This window comes from Amycolatopsis acidicola (assembly GCF_007713735.2).
In the GTDB taxonomy this organism is placed as follows: Bacteria; Actinomycetota; Actinomycetes; order Mycobacteriales; family Pseudonocardiaceae; genus Amycolatopsis_E; species Amycolatopsis_E acidicola.
Map to the genome: position 1 here is coordinate 1 of NZ_VMNW02000014.1, position 15,609 is coordinate 15,609.

Genomic DNA, 15,609 nt, shown 5'->3' on the forward strand with positions numbered 1-15,609 from the left:
CAGGCCCACATCACTTTGCCCTGGGCCCGCAACCCCTCTACACGACGCGCGCCCGACTGCACAAAGCTTGCGGGTCCAGGGGAAAGTGATAGCGCTTTCGCAGGCGACGGGATGAGCACCCACCTCTAGGGCGGATCGCCGGCGCGATCCGCCCTGAGGGAAAGGCCCGCCGGTGCCAGTGATCCGGTCCGCCTCTACTCACCCAACTGCACCAGGGCGAAGGACTCTCCACCCAGGTGCACGCCGTTCTCCCTCACCTTCGCGTCGCCCCAGGTCAGGACGGGCCTTTCTGACTTCATCGGGAGCGTCACGGGGTCAGTGCCGAGGTTGCACGCCAGGCGCAGAGAGCCCCGGTGGAGCACCAGCCACGAACCTTCCGCGTCGACCTCGAAGTGGTCACGGACCGGGTCCGCGAGCGCGGGGTGTGTCCGGCGCAGGGCGATCAGCGACCGGTACAAACCCAGCATCTCCCGATGCCCCGGGCGCTCCACCTCCGCCCAGTCCAGCCGCGAACGCTCCACCGTCGCCGGGTCGATCGGGTCCGGGACGTCGGCTTCACCCCACCCGTGCCGGGCGAACTCGCGCCGGCGGCCGGTGCGGACGGCGTCGGCGAGGTCGGGATCGGGGAACGAAGCGAAGAACTGCCAGGGAGTACGCGCCGCCCATTCTTCCCCCATGAAGATCATCGGAGTATAGGGCGAGCAGAACACAATCGCGGCCCCACACCCCAGTAGACCAGGGGAGACACTCGCGGAGAGCCTGTCGCCCGTGGCGCGGTTGCCGATCTGGTCGTGATTTTGCAGGTACGCCAGGAACCGGTGCGCGGGGATCTTCCCCGGCACCGGCCGCCCGTGCGTGCGGCCCCGGAAAGACGACCATGTCCCCGCGTGAAAGAACACGTCGCGCAGGGTGCGGGGGAGGGCGCCGGGCGCGGCGAAGTCCGTGTAGTAGCCGCTGGTCTCCCCGGTCAGCGCCACGTGCAGCGCATGGTGCAAGTCGTCCGACCACTGCGCGTGCAGGCCGTAGCCGTCCGCCTCCCGCGCGGTGACCAGGCGCGGATCGTTCAGGTCGGACTCGGCGATCAGCGTCAACGGCCGCCGGACCGCGGCGGAAAGCGCTTCCACCTCGACGGCCAGCTCCTCCAGCAGGTGCGTGGCACGCCTGTCGACGAGAGCGTGCACGGCGTCGAGGCGTAGCGCGTCCACGTGGAAATCGCGTAGCCAGCCCAGTGCGTTGTCGATGACATAACGACGCACTTCGTCCGAGCCCTCGCCGTCGAGGTTCAGCCCGGGACCCCAGTCGTTGCTGCCCGCGAAGTACGGGCCGAACCTGTCGAGGTACGCGCCGGAGGGGCCGAGGTGGTTGTAGACGACGTCCAGCACGACCGCGAGCCCGCGCCGGTGGCACGCGTCGACAAATCGCTTGAAGCCGTCGGGGCCGCCGTAGGGTTCGTGCACCGCGCCCCACAGCACGCCGTCGTAACCCCAGCCCGCCGTGCCGTCGAACGAGTTCACCGGCAGCACTTCGACGAACGTGACCCCCAGATCCGCCAGGTAGTCCAGTTTTTCGATCGCCGCGTCGAACGTGCCGCCCGCCGTGAACGTGCCGATGTGCAGTTCGTAGAGCACGCCGCCCGGCAGCGCCCGCCCCGTCCAGGACTGGTCGGTCCAGGCGAAAGCGCCGTGGTCGTACACCCGCGAGGGCCGGTGCACGCCATCGGGTTGCCAGAGCGAGCGCGGGTCCGGCAGCAGATCTTCCTTGTCCCCCACCAGAAAGCCGTAGTCGGACCCGGAAACGTCCGAAGACCACCACTCGCCTTCGCGCGCCATCTCGTGGTCCGTGCCGTCGACCCGCACCCGTACCCGTCCGGCGTGCGGGGCCCATACGCGGAAGCTCATCGATCTCCTCGTACCAGCAAAGCGACCGGATAACGACCGAGCATTGTGGACAGTGTGCCGTCCGTGACCTGACCGGTGAGCACATCGGTCCACTCGCCCGGCGGCAGCGGCAGCACCGTCTCCTGCCAGCCACCCGCCGCGGCGAGTCTCATCGGCAGCCGGGTGGCCACGGTGATCAACCCGTTGCGGGCAAACGAAACCACGTGCGAGGCGGCAGTGCCCTCCGCGTGCAGGGCGCGGTAGCCGTGGAAGAGGTCCGGCCGTTCCCGCCGCAGCGCCAGCGCCTTGTGCACCACGAGCAGCTTCGCCGCGCCGCTCTCGTCCACGGGAGGCAACTCGCCGCCCTCGATCCGGTCGAGGATCGCGCGCCGCACGCCGTAGTCCACCGGGCGCCGGTTGTCCGGATCCACCAGCGAGAGGTCCCACAGCTCGGTGCCCTGGTACACGTCCGGCACCCCGGGTGCGGTGAGCTGGATCAGCTTCTGCGACAAGGAGTTCGACCAGCCGGCGCCCTCGATCTTCGCGACGAAGGCCGCCACGTCCGGGTCCTCGACCACCTTGGCCGGCCACGCCGCGACCTCGGCCTCGAACTCCTCGTCGTGGTCGGTCCAGGTGGTGCGGATCTTCGCTTCCTTGGCGGCCTTGTCCAGATACCGCGCGAGCCGTTCGGCGCTGATCGGCCAAGCGCCGACCAGCGTCTGCCACGCGAGCAGGTTCAGCGTCGGCTCGCTGATCCCGTTGCGCGCGCTCCACTTCCGCACGCCCTCCGTGAACTCCTCCGGCACCTCGGACAACACGGCCAGCCGCGCCCGCACGTCCTCGGAACGCTTGGTGTCGTGCGTGGTCAGCGTGGTCATCGCCGCCGGGTACGCCGCTTCGCGCTTCGCCGCCAGCTCGTGGAATTCGTCCACAGTGGACCCGAACCGGGCAGGTGAACCGCCGACCTCGTTCAGCGCGGCGAAGCGCGTGTAGCGGTAGAACGTGGTGTCCTCGGTGCCCTTCGCGACGACCATGCCCGAAGTCTGCTGGATCCGCGTGGCCAGTTCGCCGTGCGGATCCGCGCGCACCTGACCGTCGATCGCGTGCGCCCCGGAACGGGAAACGGCGGTGGCCCAATGGTCTGAGCCCTCGGGCAGGTACGAGCGGTACACCGGGAAGTCGATCATCAGCCGGGCGACGTCGGCGGCCTCGGAACCCTTGGCCAGCGCGGCGATCCGGTGCATCTCCGCGACCAGGATACTGTCCGTGACGAGCTGCCGCGCCTCCCGCTCGATGGCGTGGTAGCCGGGATTCCCGGCCAGCTCGGTGAAAACGGCCTCGGCGGACGGGTCCACGAAGATCCCGCTGATCTCGCGCAGCGCGTCGTACCCCGTCGTGCCGTCGACCGGCCAGCTCTGCGGCAGATCCTCGCCGGGGTGCAGGATCTTCTCCACGACCAGCCACGCTTCCGGCGCCGCGGCCCGCAGGGCTCGCAGGTAGCCGCCCGGGTCGGCCAGCCCGTCGGGGTGGTCCACGCGCAGTCCGGTGACGCTGCCCTCGGCCACCCAGCGCAGCACTTCTCCGTGCGTGGCCTGGAAAACCTCGGGCAACTCCACGCGCACGGCGGCGAGCGTCGTGATGTCGAAGAAGCGCCGGTAGTTCAGTTCCGTGTTGCCACGCCGCCAGTGCACCAGCTCGTAGTGCTGCCGCGCGTGCACCTCGTCGGCGCTGCCCCCACCGGTGCCCGGCGCGATGGGGAACCGGTGGTCGTAGTAGGCGAGTTCGTCGCCGTCGACCTCCAGTTCGCCCTCGTCGCCCAGGATGGGCACCAGGATCCGGCCGCGGCCCCAGTCGATGTCGAAGTACTCCGCGTACTTCGATTCCCGTCCGTGGCGCAGCACGTCCCACCACCACGGGTTCGCCTTCGGCACCTCCACCGACATGTGGTTCGGCACGATGTCCACCACGAAACCGAGCCCCGCGTCGGAAAGCGCGTCCGCCAGCAGGCGCCGCGCCGGCTCGCCGCCCAGCTCCGGGCGCGCCTTCGTCGGGTCCACGACGTCGTAGCCGTGCGTGGAACCAGGCGTGGCATCGAGCACCGGCGACGCGTACAGCGCCCCCACGCCGAGCCGTCGCAGGTACTCCACCTGCTCGGTCGCGGCGTCGAAACCGAACTCCGGGCGGAGCTGCACGCGGTACGTCGAGCCCGGCGGGGTCACTGCGGCTCCACCCGCTGCAGCACCACGAGCGAGCGCGCGGGCATGGTGAACTTCCCGCCCGCCTTGATGTGCGGCTCGCCCGGCTCCTCGGCGATCTCACCGGTGGCGGTGTCGATCACGATCGTCCACTCCGGACCGTATTCCTCGCCCGGCGTGGTCGCGGCGATGTCCTCGTAGTGGGCGTTGAAGGCGATCAGGAACGAGTCGTCCAGCACCGGCATCCCGCGCTGGTCGAGATCCGGGATTCCCTTGCCGTTGAGGAAAACGACGATGGACTTGCCGAACCCGTCGTCCCAGTTCTGCTCCTTCATCTCCTCCGCGGACGGGGTGAACCAGGCGATGTCGTCGATCCCGTCGCTCTTGCGGATCGGCTTGCCCTGGAAGAACCGCCGCCGCCGGAACACCGGATGCTTGCGCCGGAACTCCGCGAGCCTGCCGACGAAGTCCACCAGGTCCGAGTTTTCGTCGGCCAGTGACCAGTCCACCCAGGACAGTTCGTTGTCCTGGCAGTAGGCGTTGTTGTTGCCCTGCTGGGTGCGCCCCATCTCGTCCCCGTGCAGCAGCATCGGCACGCCCTGGGACAACAGTGTGGTGGCGAGCAGGTTCCGGCGCTGCCGGGCCCGCAGCGCGAGCACCTCCTCGTCCTCGGTCGGGCCCTCGACGCCGCAGTTCCACGAGCGGTTGTCGTCCGCGCCGTCCCGGCCGTTCTCCCCGTTGGCGTCGTTGTGCTTTTCGTTGTAGGACACCAGGTCGTTGAGGGTGAACCCGTCGTGCGCGGTGACGAAGTTGATCGAGGCGAACGGGCGGCGGCCGTCGTCCTGGTACAGGTCCGAGGAACCCGTGATGCGCGAGGCGAACTCGCCCAGCGTCGCCGACTCGCCGCGCCAGAAGTCCCGCACGGTGTCACGGAACTGCCCGTTCCACTCCGTCCACAGTGGAGGGAAGTTGCCCACCTGGTATCCGCCGGGCCCGACGTCCCAAGGCTCGGCGATCAGCTTCACCCTGCTCACCGTCGGGTCCTGCTGCACGAGGTCGAAGAACGTGGACAGCCTGTCCACGTCGTAGAACTCGCGGGCCAGCGTGGCGGCGAGATCGAAGCGGAACCCGTCCACGTGCATCTCGGTGATCCAGTACCGCAGCGAGTCCATGATCAGCTGCAGCGTGTGCGGGTTGCGCACGTTGAGCGAGTTCCCGGTGCCCGTGTAATCCATGTAGTACTGGGGTTTGTCGTCCACCAGCCGGTAGTAGGCCTGGTTGTCGATCCCGCGCATGGACAGTGTCGGCCCGAGGTGGTTGCCCTCGGCGGTGTGGTTGTAGACCACGTCGAGGATCACCTCGATGTCCGCCTCGTGCAGGGCGCGCACCATGCCCTTGAACTCCTGCACCTGACCCGCCTGCTCGGGCAGCGCGGCGTAACCCTCGTGCGGCGCGAAGAAGCCGATCGTGTTGTAGCCCCAGTAGTTGCGCAGCCCCTTGTCGACGAGACCGTGGTCGGTGATGAACTGGTGCACCGGCATCAGCTCGATCGCGGTGACCCCGAGCTGCTTGAAATGCTCGATCACCGCGGGGTGCGCGAGCCCGGCGTACGTGCCGCGAAGCCGCGGCGGCACGGCGGGGTGGTTCATCGTGAGGCCGCGGACGTGCGCCTCGTAGATGACCGACTCGTTGTACGGCGTGCGCGGCGGGCGGTCGTCGGCCCAGTCGAAGAACGGGCTCACCACCAGGCTGTGCGGGACGTGCCCGGCGGAGTCGGTGTCGTTGCGCTTGTCCGGCGCGCCGAAGGGGTAGCCGAACAGCGACTCGTCCCAGTCGACGTTGCCCGCGATCGCCTTGGCGTACGGGTCGATCAGCAGCTTGTTCGGGTTGCAGCGCAGGCCTTTTTCCGGTTCGTACGGGCCGTGCACGCGGTAGCCGTAGCGCTGGCCGGCACCGACGCCGAGCAGGTAGCCGTGGTGCACGAACCCGTCGACCTCGGGCAGCCGGTAGCGCTCCTCGCCGCCGTCCTCGTCGATCAGGCACAGCTCGACGTACTCCGCCACTTCGGAGAAGAGCGCGAAATTGGTGCCGACGCCGTCGTAGCTGGCGCCCAGTGGATACGGGGTTCCTGGCCAGGTGGGCACTGGGTCTCCTAGCGGTTCAGCGGGCGGGCGGCCCGCAGGGTGGCGATCAGGCTGTGCACGCCAGTGGCGGCGAAGAACTCGTCCACGGTGACGGGCAAGGGTATCCGCCAGTTCGGGTACTGCTCGACGGTGCCCGGCAGGTTCGGCTGGCGCCGCTGGCCGGTGACGTCCGCGGGTGCCGTGAGCAGCAGCCGTGACGACGCCGAGGCCAGCAGCGCGTGCAGCGCGGCCACCGGGTCTTCACCGGGAATTCCTTGCTCGGCAAGGAAATCGATCAGCGCGGCGCGCTCCTCCCGTGCCGCTTCGTACTCTCGCCCTGGCTCGGTCAGCAGCCCCAGTTCCTCCCTGATCCGCACGTGTTCTTCGGTCAGCCAGCCCGTCACCGTGGGCAGGTCGTGCGTGGTGATACTGGCCATCGCCTCGGTGTCCCAGTCCCGCGGTGGCACGAACGGGTGGCCGGGGGAGTCGTAGTCGCGCTGGAACCACAGCACGGCGGAGGAGAGAACACCCCGTTCGTGCAAGGTTTCGGTGACTTCCTCCTCGACCGTGCCGAGATCCTCGCCGACGACGATGGCGCCCGCGCGGTGCGCTTCGAGCGCGAGGATGCCCATCATCGCCTCGGCGTCGTAATGCACGTACGTGCCGCGCGAAGGCGGCTCGCCCGGCGGGATCCACCACAGGCGCCACAAGCCCGCGACGTGGTCCACGCGGACGCCGTCTGCGAAGCGCAGAACTCCGCGAAGCACGTCTCGGAATGGCGCGTACCCGAGTTCGGCGAGTTTGTCCGGGCGCCAGGGCGGCAGGTTCCAATCCTGGCCCTGCTGGCTGAACGCGTCGGGCGGCGCGCCGACTGTGACACGTGCGGCGAAAGCGTCGCCCAGCGCCCAAGTGTCGGCCCCGCCCGGATGAACGCCGACTGGGAGGTCGTGCACGATCCCGACGGACATGCCCGCTTCACGCGCTTCGCGGCGGGCGTGGTCGAGCTGTTCGCGACACAGCTCTTGCAGCCAGGCGTGGAACGCGATCCGGTCGGCGAGCTCCTTGCGTGCCTGCTTCACCTCGGGGCTGTGCGGATCGCGCAACGCACTGGGCCATTCGCGCCAATCCGCACCGTGGATTTCCGCGAGCGCACAGAACGTGGCGAAATCACGGAGATCTTCGTCCGGTGGGGTGGTTTCCCGCGGCCACAACAGCTCCAGCGCCGCGACCTTCGACGTCCACACCGCGTCGTAGTCGATGAGCTCGGTGTGCGAGTCCGGGCGAAGGGCGAGAATCCGCTCGCGCGTCCCGGAATCCGCTTCGGCAAACGCTTTCGTGTCCGTGACGCGCAGGTAGAGCGGGTTCGCGTACCGACGGCTGGACGGCGAGTACGGCGAACGTTCCACCGGCACCGTCGGGCTGATCGCCTGCACCGGGTTCACCAGGACCACACCCGCGCCCAGTTCCGCCGCGGACCGGCGCGCGAACTCGGCGAGGTCGCCGTAGTCCCCCGCGCCCCAGGAATCCGCCGAACGGAGCGCGTACAGCTGCAGCATCCAGCCCCACGCCGGTGGCACTTCGGGCAGCTTCGCCGGGACCACCGCCAGCACGACCTCCCGCTCGCCGGTCACGATCTTGTGCCAGCCCAGCGGGAGATCACCGGGAACCGTCCGGCCGATCTCGCGGCGCGTGCCGTCCTCGAGGTGGACCACGGCGGGACTTCCGGCATCGTGCTCGGTACCCTCGCGCAGCACTAGGGTCGGTGGCAGCGTGGTTCGGTCGCGGACACGGCGGACCTCGGCGAGCTCACGTTCGACCGACCCCGGAGTCGACGCGTCGACGCCGAACTGCGCGAGCACCGCGATCACGACCTCGGTGTCGACGACGACTTCGCGCTGCTCGGCGTTTTCGTACCGGGTGGCGACACCGTAGGCGTCCGCGAGGGCACTGAGGTCCGGATCCACCCGTTCAGCATCGCCGCCCCCGCCGGACGGCGCTACCCAGGCCGATGAGATGAGGAGCACCCCCGATGACTCCGTGGGCCGAACACGCGATCTGGTGGCACGTCTACCCGCTCGGGTTCACCGGCGCGCCCGCGGCCGCGACGGCCGAACCGGCGCGGCACCGCTTGCGACAGCTGGAGAACTGGCTCGACTACGCGGTGGAACTGGGCTGTTCCGGGCTGATGCTCGGCCCGGTGTTCGCCGCCGAGACGCACGGCTACGACACGGTCGACCACTTCCGGATCGACCCGCGGCTCGGCGACGACTCGGACTTCGACCGGCTGGTCGCCGCGGCCCGCGGGCGCGGGCTGCGGATCGTGCTCGACGGCGTCTTCAACCACGTGGGCCGCGGATTCAAGCCGCTCGTCGAAGGACGCCGTTGGTTCCGCCGCCAGGGCACCGATTTCGAGGTCTTCGAAGGCCACCGGCACTTGGTGAAGCTGGACCACGAGGAGCCGGAGGTCGCGCAGTACGTGGGCGAGGTGCTCCACCACTGGCTCGAGCGCGGCGTGTCGGGCTGGCGTTTCGACGCGACGTACGCGATCCCGCCGGAGTTCTGGAGCCGCGTATTGCCTGCGGTACGGGAAAAACATCCCGAAGCGTGGTTCGTGGGCGAAGTACTCCATGGTGACTACGCCGCGTATGTCGAGCGAAGCGGGCTGGACACCGTCACGCAGTACGAGCTGTGGAAAGCGATCTGGAGTTCCCTCAACGACGCCAACTTCTTCGAGCTCTCCTGGGCCTTGAAGCGGCACGACGCGTTGCTGGAAACGTTTCCCCCGCAGACGTTCATCGGCAACCACGACGTCACCCGCCTGGCTTCCCGGCTCGATGACGAACGCCATTTCGGGCACGCGCTCGCGCTGCTGCTCACGGTCGGCGGCGTGCCGAGTGTGTATTACGGCGACGAACAGGCTTTCCGTGGTGTGAAGGAGGAACGCGAGGGCGGGGACGACGCCGTCCGGCCGGCCTTCCCTGGCACGCCGGGCGAGCTGGCGCCGTACGGCTGGCCGACGTACCGGCTCCACCAGCGGCTGATCGGGATGCGCAGGCGGCACCCGTGGCTGGTCCGCGCGCGTACCGAAGTCCTGCACCTGACCAACCGCGCGGTGGCCGTGCGCTCGTACGCGGGGGAGGACGAGGTGCTGACCCTGCTCAACGTGGGCGACGAGCCGTACCGCTTCCCCGTCGCCACCGGCGGGCTCACCGTGATCGGCGCGCCGGTGCATGCCGACGGCGGGGACCCGGCCGTGGTGCCGGGGCACAGCTGGGTGGTGCTCAGCCCGCGGTGACGGCGTTCTTGTGCGCGCGGCGCAGCATCATGCTGAACCAGATGGTGCCGATGCCGCGGAAGAGCAGCGTGATGCCGAGCCAGATGGCCAGGGTCAGGATGGTGATGCCCGGCCAGACCAGCGCGAGCAGCCCGATGATCACCGTGATGATGCCCAGCGCCAGGTACAGCCCCCACATCGGCAGCCCGCGGCGGCCGGTCACGGCGGCGGCGATCTGCATGACGCCGCCGATGATCAGGCCGATACCCACCAGGGTGGCCAGCGCCAGCAGGGTGATCCCGGGCCAGGCCAGCGCGACGACGCCGAAGACGATCCACACGACGCCGATCAGGTAGGCGGGCCAGCTCGGCGTCTGCCTGCCCGCGGTGAGCAGTTCGGTGAAGCCGTCGGCGAGCAGCGCGATGGCGACCAGCACGGCCAGCACCCCGACCGCGGTGGCCAGGTCCACCAGCAGGAGCAGGCCGAGCACGGCGGTGACCACGCCCAGGATCGCGGCGACCCACCAGCGTCCGGTCACCCGCTGGAGTTCCTCGGCGACCGGCATGGTGAACGGCGGGTACGACTCGTTGGCAGTCATGACCTGCTCCTTTCCCTCCCGAGAAGGTTAAGAGCCCGGGGGCGAACCCGCCACGCGTGTCACTCGCCTGGCCCCTCCAGGCGCTGGCGGAGGTGGCCGGGCACGAGTTCGAGGAGCTGGTCCGGGCGCAGCGGCAGATCGAGCAGGCTGAGTTTCACGCGGCTGCGGCTGGCGTGCGCGCCCGCGGCGAGGCGTACGACCTTGGCGGCGTCCTGGCGCAGGCGCGCGGTCAATACGCCGTCGTGCGCCAGCGTCTCCGACTCCACGCCGTCCACCTCGACGCCCACGGCCGCGCTGTCCCCGGCGACGTGGAGCCGGACTTCGTCGTTCGGGCCGAGCACCACCGAACGGCTGACCCCGGCCATCGGCGCCACCGGGGTCACCACCATCGCCGCTGCGGACGGGGAGATCACCGGCCCGCCGGCGGCGTAGTTGTACGCGGTCGAGCCCGTGGGCGTGGCCACCACCAGCGCGTCGCATTTGTAGTAGCCGAACTGCTGCCCGTTGACCGTCAGATCGACCGACACCGCGCCGCGGCCCAGCCGGGTGAGCACGAGGTCGTTGAACCCCGCGACGGCGCCCGGCACGTCGGTGCCCGCCACGAGGCAGCTGTGCGGCTCGATGGTGAACTCGTTGTGCACCAGCGCTTCCAGCGCCGCTTCGAGCTGGGTGGGAAAGACCTCGACGAGGAAGCCGAGGTTGCCGTGGTTCACCCCCAGCACCGGCACCGGGCGCTCCATCACCAGCCGCAGCGCGCCGAGCATCGTGCCGTCGCCGCCGAGGCTGATGACCCAGTCGACGGCGTCCGCGAACTCCGCGTCCGGCAGCGCCTCGAAGCCGGGCACCCGCGGCGCGTCGGCGGCGCGGACCACTATCCGCACCCCGTGCGTCCGCGCGTAGGCGGAGATGGTGCGGACAGAGGAGTCGACGGGTTTGCTCGGATGGACCACCAGGCCCAGCGTTTCGCCCACGATCACGAGCCTAGGGGCTGGCCGGTGGGGTGCGCAGGGCGGAAGCGCCGGCGGAAATACGCACATTGCTCCGCGGCGCGCGGAGAGCGAAACTGCGAATGATGACAATTCCGGCGGCCGCGTCTGGGATTTCGCGACCGCGGATGCGACAGTGCGTGGGGTGGGAGTGTCGCGCGGCGAGCACGATACGCCGATCATGCCAAGCCGTTCGCCCGGATGGAGGAGAGGCATGTCGCGAGGGCTGAGGGCGAAGCAAGGGGCCTTCCTCGTCGTCGCCGCGCTGCTCGCCCCGTTCTTCCCGACGTCCACAGTGGACACCGTCGTGGTGGGCGTGGACGGCGAGGTGGCGGCGCAACCCGAGCTGAGCCCCCAGGTACTCGCCGACGCCGCGAACCCGCCGGCGCTGAGCGCGGGGCTGCCCTCGTTCGCCGACGTCCCGATGGGCTCGATGCCCGCCACGCTGGCGGCGTCCGCGCTGGACGCCTACCACAAGGCCGCGGCGACGATGGCCCGGCTGGCGCCGGGGTGCCACCTCGACTGGTCGTTGCTGGCCGCGATCGGGCATGTGGAATCCGGTGGCAGTACGGCGTTCCCGATCCTCGGCCCGGTGCTCGACGGCAACGGCTACGCGGCCGTGCCCGACACCGACGGTGGGGCGCTGGACGGGAATGCCGTGTGGGACCGCGCGGTCGGTCCGATGCAGTTCATCCCGTCCTCGTGGGCGAAATGGGCGTCCGACGGCAACGGCGACGGCATCGAAAGCCCCCACGACCTCTACGACGCCGCGCTCGCCGCGGGCAGGTACCTGTGCGCGGGCGGCGGCGACCTACGTGACCCGAGGCAGGCCGCGCAGGCCGTTTTCCGTTACAACCACTCGGATTCCTACGTGCGCACCGTCCTGTTGTGGGCCGACGCCTACGCGCGCGGGACGGTGACGTTGCCGGACTCGGCCTTCCAGGACACGAGCTACGGTGCGGCGCCTCTGGCCGGTTCGGCGGGATTGCCTGCGCCGGCGGTGGTTCCGGCCGCGCCTCCGGTGGCCCCGGCGGTGGTGGTGCCGCCGGTGGTGGTCGCCACGCCTCCGGCCACCACTCCGCCGTCGAGTGCGCCGCCGTCTTCGAGTGCCACGCCGCCGCCTTCGACCACGACGACCACGCCGCCGCCGACGACGGAGCCACCGACCACGACTCTCGAGCCGCCACTGACTACCACGACGACGACAACCACCACCACCACGCCCGCGACGACGGCCGGTCCGTCCACAACGGACACGACCGCCAGCTGAGCGGCGTCAGGCGACGATGCGCAGCGGGTTCTCCAGTAGCGCGGTCAGTTGCTGCAGGAACACGGCACCGGTGGCGCCGTCGATCGCGCGGTGGTCGGCGGACAGCGTGAGCCGCAGGATTTTGCGTTCCGTCACCTCACCGTCGACGAGTTTCAGTTCCGGCGTGGCGGCACCGACGGCCAGGATCGCGGCCTCCGGCGGGTTGATGACGGCGGAGAACTGCTCGATGCCGAACATGCCGAGGTTCGACACGGTGAACGTGCCGCCGCTCATCTCGTCGGCGCGGAGTTTGCCGTCGCGGGCGCGTTCGGCCTTGTCCCGGGACTCCGCGGCGATCTCCGAGACCGCCTTGCGGTCGGTGTCACGGATGACGGGGACGACGAGGCCCGCGGGCACGGCCACCGCGACGCCGACGTGGACACCGTTGTGCCGCAACAGTTTGTCCCCGGCGAAGGAGACGTTCACGGCCGGGTTGGCGCGCAACGTGATCGCCACGGCGCGCAGCAGCAGGTCGTTCACGCTGACCTTCGCGCCGCCCGCCGACTGCACCGCGTTGTTGACAGTGCCGCGGAACGCGAGCAGTTCCGTCACGTCGACGGCTGAGGTCAGGTAGAAGTGGGGCGCGTCGCGCTTGCTCTCGGTCAGCCGCTTTGCCGCCACTCGCTGGATCGAGGTGAGCGGAACCTCCTCGTAGTCCCCGGAAACCTGGACCGGGGCGGACGCGGCCGGCGCGGGCGACGGCACGGCGGCCGCTTCGATGTCCTTGCGGATGATCCGGCCGCCGGGCCCCGTGCCGGTGACCTCGGCGAGATCCAAGCCCGCTTCCCGCGCGAGCTTGCGGGCCAGCGGGGAAGCCTTGGGGCGCGAGGACTTCTCCGCCACCACAGGCGCGGCGGCAGGCGCGGACCCGGCAGCAGGAGCCGGAGCGGCGGCAGGGGCAGGCGCGGCAGCGGGGGCAGCCGAAGCGGCGGCCCCACTCCCGTCACCCACGATGGCGATCGGGGCGCCGATCGCGACCCGCTCGCCTTCCTTCGCCAGGACGCGTTCCAGCACGCCCTCGTCGTAGGCCTCCAGCTCCATGATGGCCTTGTCGGTCTCGATCTCGGCGAGCACTTCGCCGTTTGCCACCTTGTCGCCCACCTGTTTGCGCCAGGCGACGATGACGCCCTCCTCCATGGTGTCGGAGAGCCGGGGCATGGTGATTTCGGGCATGTTCGGTCCTGGGTTTCTCTAGCGCCTGCCGACGGCGGCCAGTGTTTCGGTCACCGCGGTGTGCAGCGAATCGGCGGAGGGGAGTGCTGCCTGCTCGAGCGGTTTGGCGTACGGCAGCGGAACTTCGGCGGCCGCGACCCGGCGCACGGGCGCGTCGAGGTGGTCGAACGCACCGTCCGAAATGGACGCCGCGATCTCGGCGCCGATCCCGTAGGTGAGCCAGTCGTCCTCGGCCACGACGACGCAGCCGGTCTTGCGCGCCGACGCCACCAGCGTTTCGCGGTCCAGCGGGCGCAGGCTGCGCAGGTCGATCACCTCGGCCGACACGCCTTCACCGGCCAGCCGCTCGGCGACCTGCGTGGCCACCGCGGCCATCCGGGAGTAGCCGATGATCGTGATGTCGGTGCCCTCGCGGGTGACCGCCGCCTTGCCGATCTCGGCGGGCGGCAGGTCGTCGGGCACCTCGCCCTTGGTGTTGTACAGCGCGAGGTTTTCCAGGAACAGCACCGGGTCGTCGTCGTGGATGGCGGCCTTCAGCAGCGCCTTCGCGTCGGCCGGGGTGCTGGGGGCGACCACCTTGAGGCCGGGCACGAACGCGTAGTACAGCTCGATGTTCTGCGAGTGCGTGGCGCCCAGCTGCTGCCCGCCGCCGCCGGGCGTGCGGATCACCATCGGCACGCTGGTCTGGCCGCCGAACATGCCGTAGATCTTCGCCGCGTGGTTGACGATCTGGTCGAGCGCCACCAGCGAGAAGTTGATGGTCATGAGCTCCACGACCGGGCGCAGGCCCAGCATCGCCGCGCCGATCGCGGCGCCGACGAAACCCTCCTCGGCGATCGGGGTGTCGCGGACACGCTTCTCCCCGAATTCGGCGAGCAGCCCCGCGGTGATCTTGTAGGAGCCCTCGAAGACGCCGATCTCCTCCCCGATCAGGAAGACTTCGTCGTCGGCCAGCATTTCCTCGCGCAGGGTGCTGCGCAGTGCTTCGCGATAACTGATGACGGGCACAATTGTCCTTTGTGGTCAGAACACCGGGTCGGCCGGCAGCCTGCGGGAGTCGCCGGGCACCGGGGTGGCGTAGGTGTAGTCGAACAGCGTCGAGGGCTCGGGGTGCGGGCTGGCGTCGGCGAACGCGACCGCCTCGTCGGCGTCCGCCTTGGCGGCGCGTTCGAGCTCGGCCGCCGAGTCCTCGTCGAGCACGCCACTGTCCAGGAGCGTGTTCTTGAAGCGTGTCAACGGATCCGCGGCCTGCGCGGCGGCCACCTCGTCGGCGGTGCGGTACTTGGCCGGGTCGACGACGGAGTGGCCCTTGAGCCGCGGGCTCGTCGTCTCCAGCAGCGCGGGCTTGCCCTCGTGCCGGGCGCCTTCGATCAACCGCGCGGCGGTGTCGCGCACCGCGAGCAGGTCCGTGCCGTCCACGCGCTCGCCGATCATCCGGTACGCCGAGGCGCGTTTGAACAGCTCGGGTTCCGCGGACGAGCGCTCGACCGTGGTGCCCATGCCGAGGTTGTTGTTGATGACCACGAACAGCACCGGCAGCCGCCAGAGCGCGGCGATGTTGAGCGATTCGTGGAAGGCGCCGATGTTCGTGGTCCCGTCGCCCATCTGGCAGACCACCACGTCGTCCCCGCCGCGGTAGTCGATCGCCAGCGCGGCGCCGACCGCCAGCGGCAGCTGCCCGCCGACGATCCCGTACCCGCCGAGCAGCCGCGAACCGGTGTCGAACATGTGCATCGAACCGCCCCAGCCCTTGGAGGTGCCGGTGGTGCGGCCGTACAGCTCGGCCATCACGCGGCCGGGCTCGATGCCCTTCGCGATCGCGTAACCGTGCTCGCGGTAGTTGGTGAACAGGTAGTCGGTGGGGCGCATCGCCGAGAGCAGGCCGACGGCGGTGGCCTCCTCGCCGAGGTTCAGATGGCAGTAGCCGCCGATCTTCGCCTGCGTGTAGCCCTGCGCGGCGCGCTCCTCGAACCGGCGGATCAGGACCATCTGGCGGTAGTAGCCGCGCAGGGTTTCGACGTCCTCGCCCGCCGGAGTGGTTACTCGTTCGGCTGTAGCGGTCACGGTTTCTCCT

11 protein-coding genes are annotated in these 15,609 nt (G+C 69.9%); 2 read left to right on the forward strand and 9 right to left on the reverse strand.

Annotated elements, in window-relative coordinates; all coding sequences use genetic code 11:
• Nucleotides 1-194 precede the first annotated feature (194 nt).
• The 4 genes from treZ to malQ are packed head-to-tail and all read right to left on the reverse strand — an operon-like array spanning nucleotide 195 to nucleotide 8,159.
• Nucleotides 195-1,898, reverse strand: coding sequence for a malto-oligosyltrehalose trehalohydrolase (gene treZ / locus FPZ12_RS12235; protein ID WP_144749622.1), 1,704 nt, complete (start codon nucleotides 1,896-1,898; stop codon nucleotides 195-197).
• A complete protein-coding gene (gene treY / locus FPZ12_RS12240; RefSeq protein WP_144749620.1) occupies nucleotides 1,895-4,096 on the reverse strand; it encodes a malto-oligosyltrehalose synthase in 2,202 nt (733 codons plus the stop codon). Before treY ends, treZ begins: the two co-directional genes overlap by 4 nt.
• The gene (glgX, locus tag FPZ12_RS12245) at nucleotides 4,093-6,216 is read right to left on the reverse strand and encodes a glycogen debranching protein GlgX (RefSeq protein ID WP_144749617.1); all 2,124 of its coding nucleotides are present in this window, start codon (nucleotides 6,214-6,216) and stop codon (nucleotides 4,093-4,095) included. The genes treY and glgX overlap by 4 nt, the downstream gene beginning before the upstream one ends.
• Before the next feature lie 8 nt (nucleotides 6,217-6,224).
• Nucleotides 6,225-8,159, reverse strand: a complete 1,935-nt coding sequence (gene malQ, locus FPZ12_RS12250; RefSeq protein ID WP_144749615.1) for a 4-alpha-glucanotransferase — start codon at nucleotides 8,157-8,159, stop codon at nucleotides 6,225-6,227.
• Nucleotides 8,160-8,224: 65 nt separating this feature from the next.
• On the opposite strand from malQ, the gene FPZ12_RS12255 reads away from it, so the two are divergent.
• Nucleotides 8,225-9,490: an alpha-amylase family glycosyl hydrolase gene (locus FPZ12_RS12255; RefSeq protein ID WP_144749613.1), complete on the forward strand. Its 1,266-nt coding sequence runs from the start codon at nucleotides 8,225-8,227 to the stop codon at nucleotides 9,488-9,490.
• Here FPZ12_RS12255 and FPZ12_RS12260 read toward each other — a convergent pair.
• Nucleotides 9,477-10,067: an HdeD family acid-resistance protein gene (locus FPZ12_RS12260; RefSeq protein WP_144749611.1), complete on the reverse strand. Its 591-nt coding sequence runs from the start codon at nucleotides 10,065-10,067 to the stop codon at nucleotides 9,477-9,479. The genes FPZ12_RS12255 and FPZ12_RS12260 overlap by 14 nt on opposite strands.
• Before the next feature lie 59 nt (nucleotides 10,068-10,126).
• A complete protein-coding gene (locus FPZ12_RS12265; RefSeq protein WP_243769809.1) occupies nucleotides 10,127-11,038 on the reverse strand; it encodes an NAD(+)/NADH kinase in 912 nt (303 codons plus the stop codon).
• 229 nt (nucleotides 11,039-11,267) lie between these two features.
• Here FPZ12_RS12265 and FPZ12_RS12270 point away from each other — a divergent pair, with 229 nt between their 5' ends.
• On the forward strand, nucleotides 11,268-12,323 hold the full coding sequence (locus tag FPZ12_RS12270) for a lytic transglycosylase domain-containing protein (protein ID WP_144749607.1): 1,056 nt from the start codon (nucleotides 11,268-11,270) through the stop codon (nucleotides 12,321-12,323).
• A 6-nt stretch (nucleotides 12,324-12,329) separates the two neighbouring features.
• Here FPZ12_RS12270 and FPZ12_RS12275 read toward each other — a convergent pair whose 3' ends face one another.
• Genes FPZ12_RS12275 through pdhA form a run of 3 tightly spaced genes read right to left on the reverse strand, consistent with a single transcriptional unit; the run spans nucleotide 12,330 to nucleotide 15,599 of the window.
• Nucleotides 12,330-13,535, reverse strand: coding sequence for a dihydrolipoamide acetyltransferase family protein (locus FPZ12_RS12275; protein ID WP_208025833.1), 1,206 nt, complete (start codon nucleotides 13,533-13,535; stop codon nucleotides 12,330-12,332).
• Nucleotides 13,536-13,553: 18 nt separating this feature from the next.
• Nucleotides 13,554-14,543: an alpha-ketoacid dehydrogenase subunit beta gene (locus tag FPZ12_RS12280; protein ID WP_144749605.1), complete on the reverse strand. Its 990-nt coding sequence runs from the start codon at nucleotides 14,541-14,543 to the stop codon at nucleotides 13,554-13,556.
• A gap of 15 nt (nucleotides 14,544-14,558) precedes the next feature.
• Nucleotides 14,559-15,599 carry a pyruvate dehydrogenase (acetyl-transferring) E1 component subunit alpha gene (gene pdhA / locus FPZ12_RS12285; protein WP_144749603.1) on the reverse strand — a complete coding sequence of 347 codons (1,041 nt, stop codon included), beginning with the start codon at nucleotides 15,597-15,599 and terminating at the stop codon, nucleotides 14,559-14,561.
• Nucleotides 15,600-15,609 lie beyond the last annotated feature (10 nt).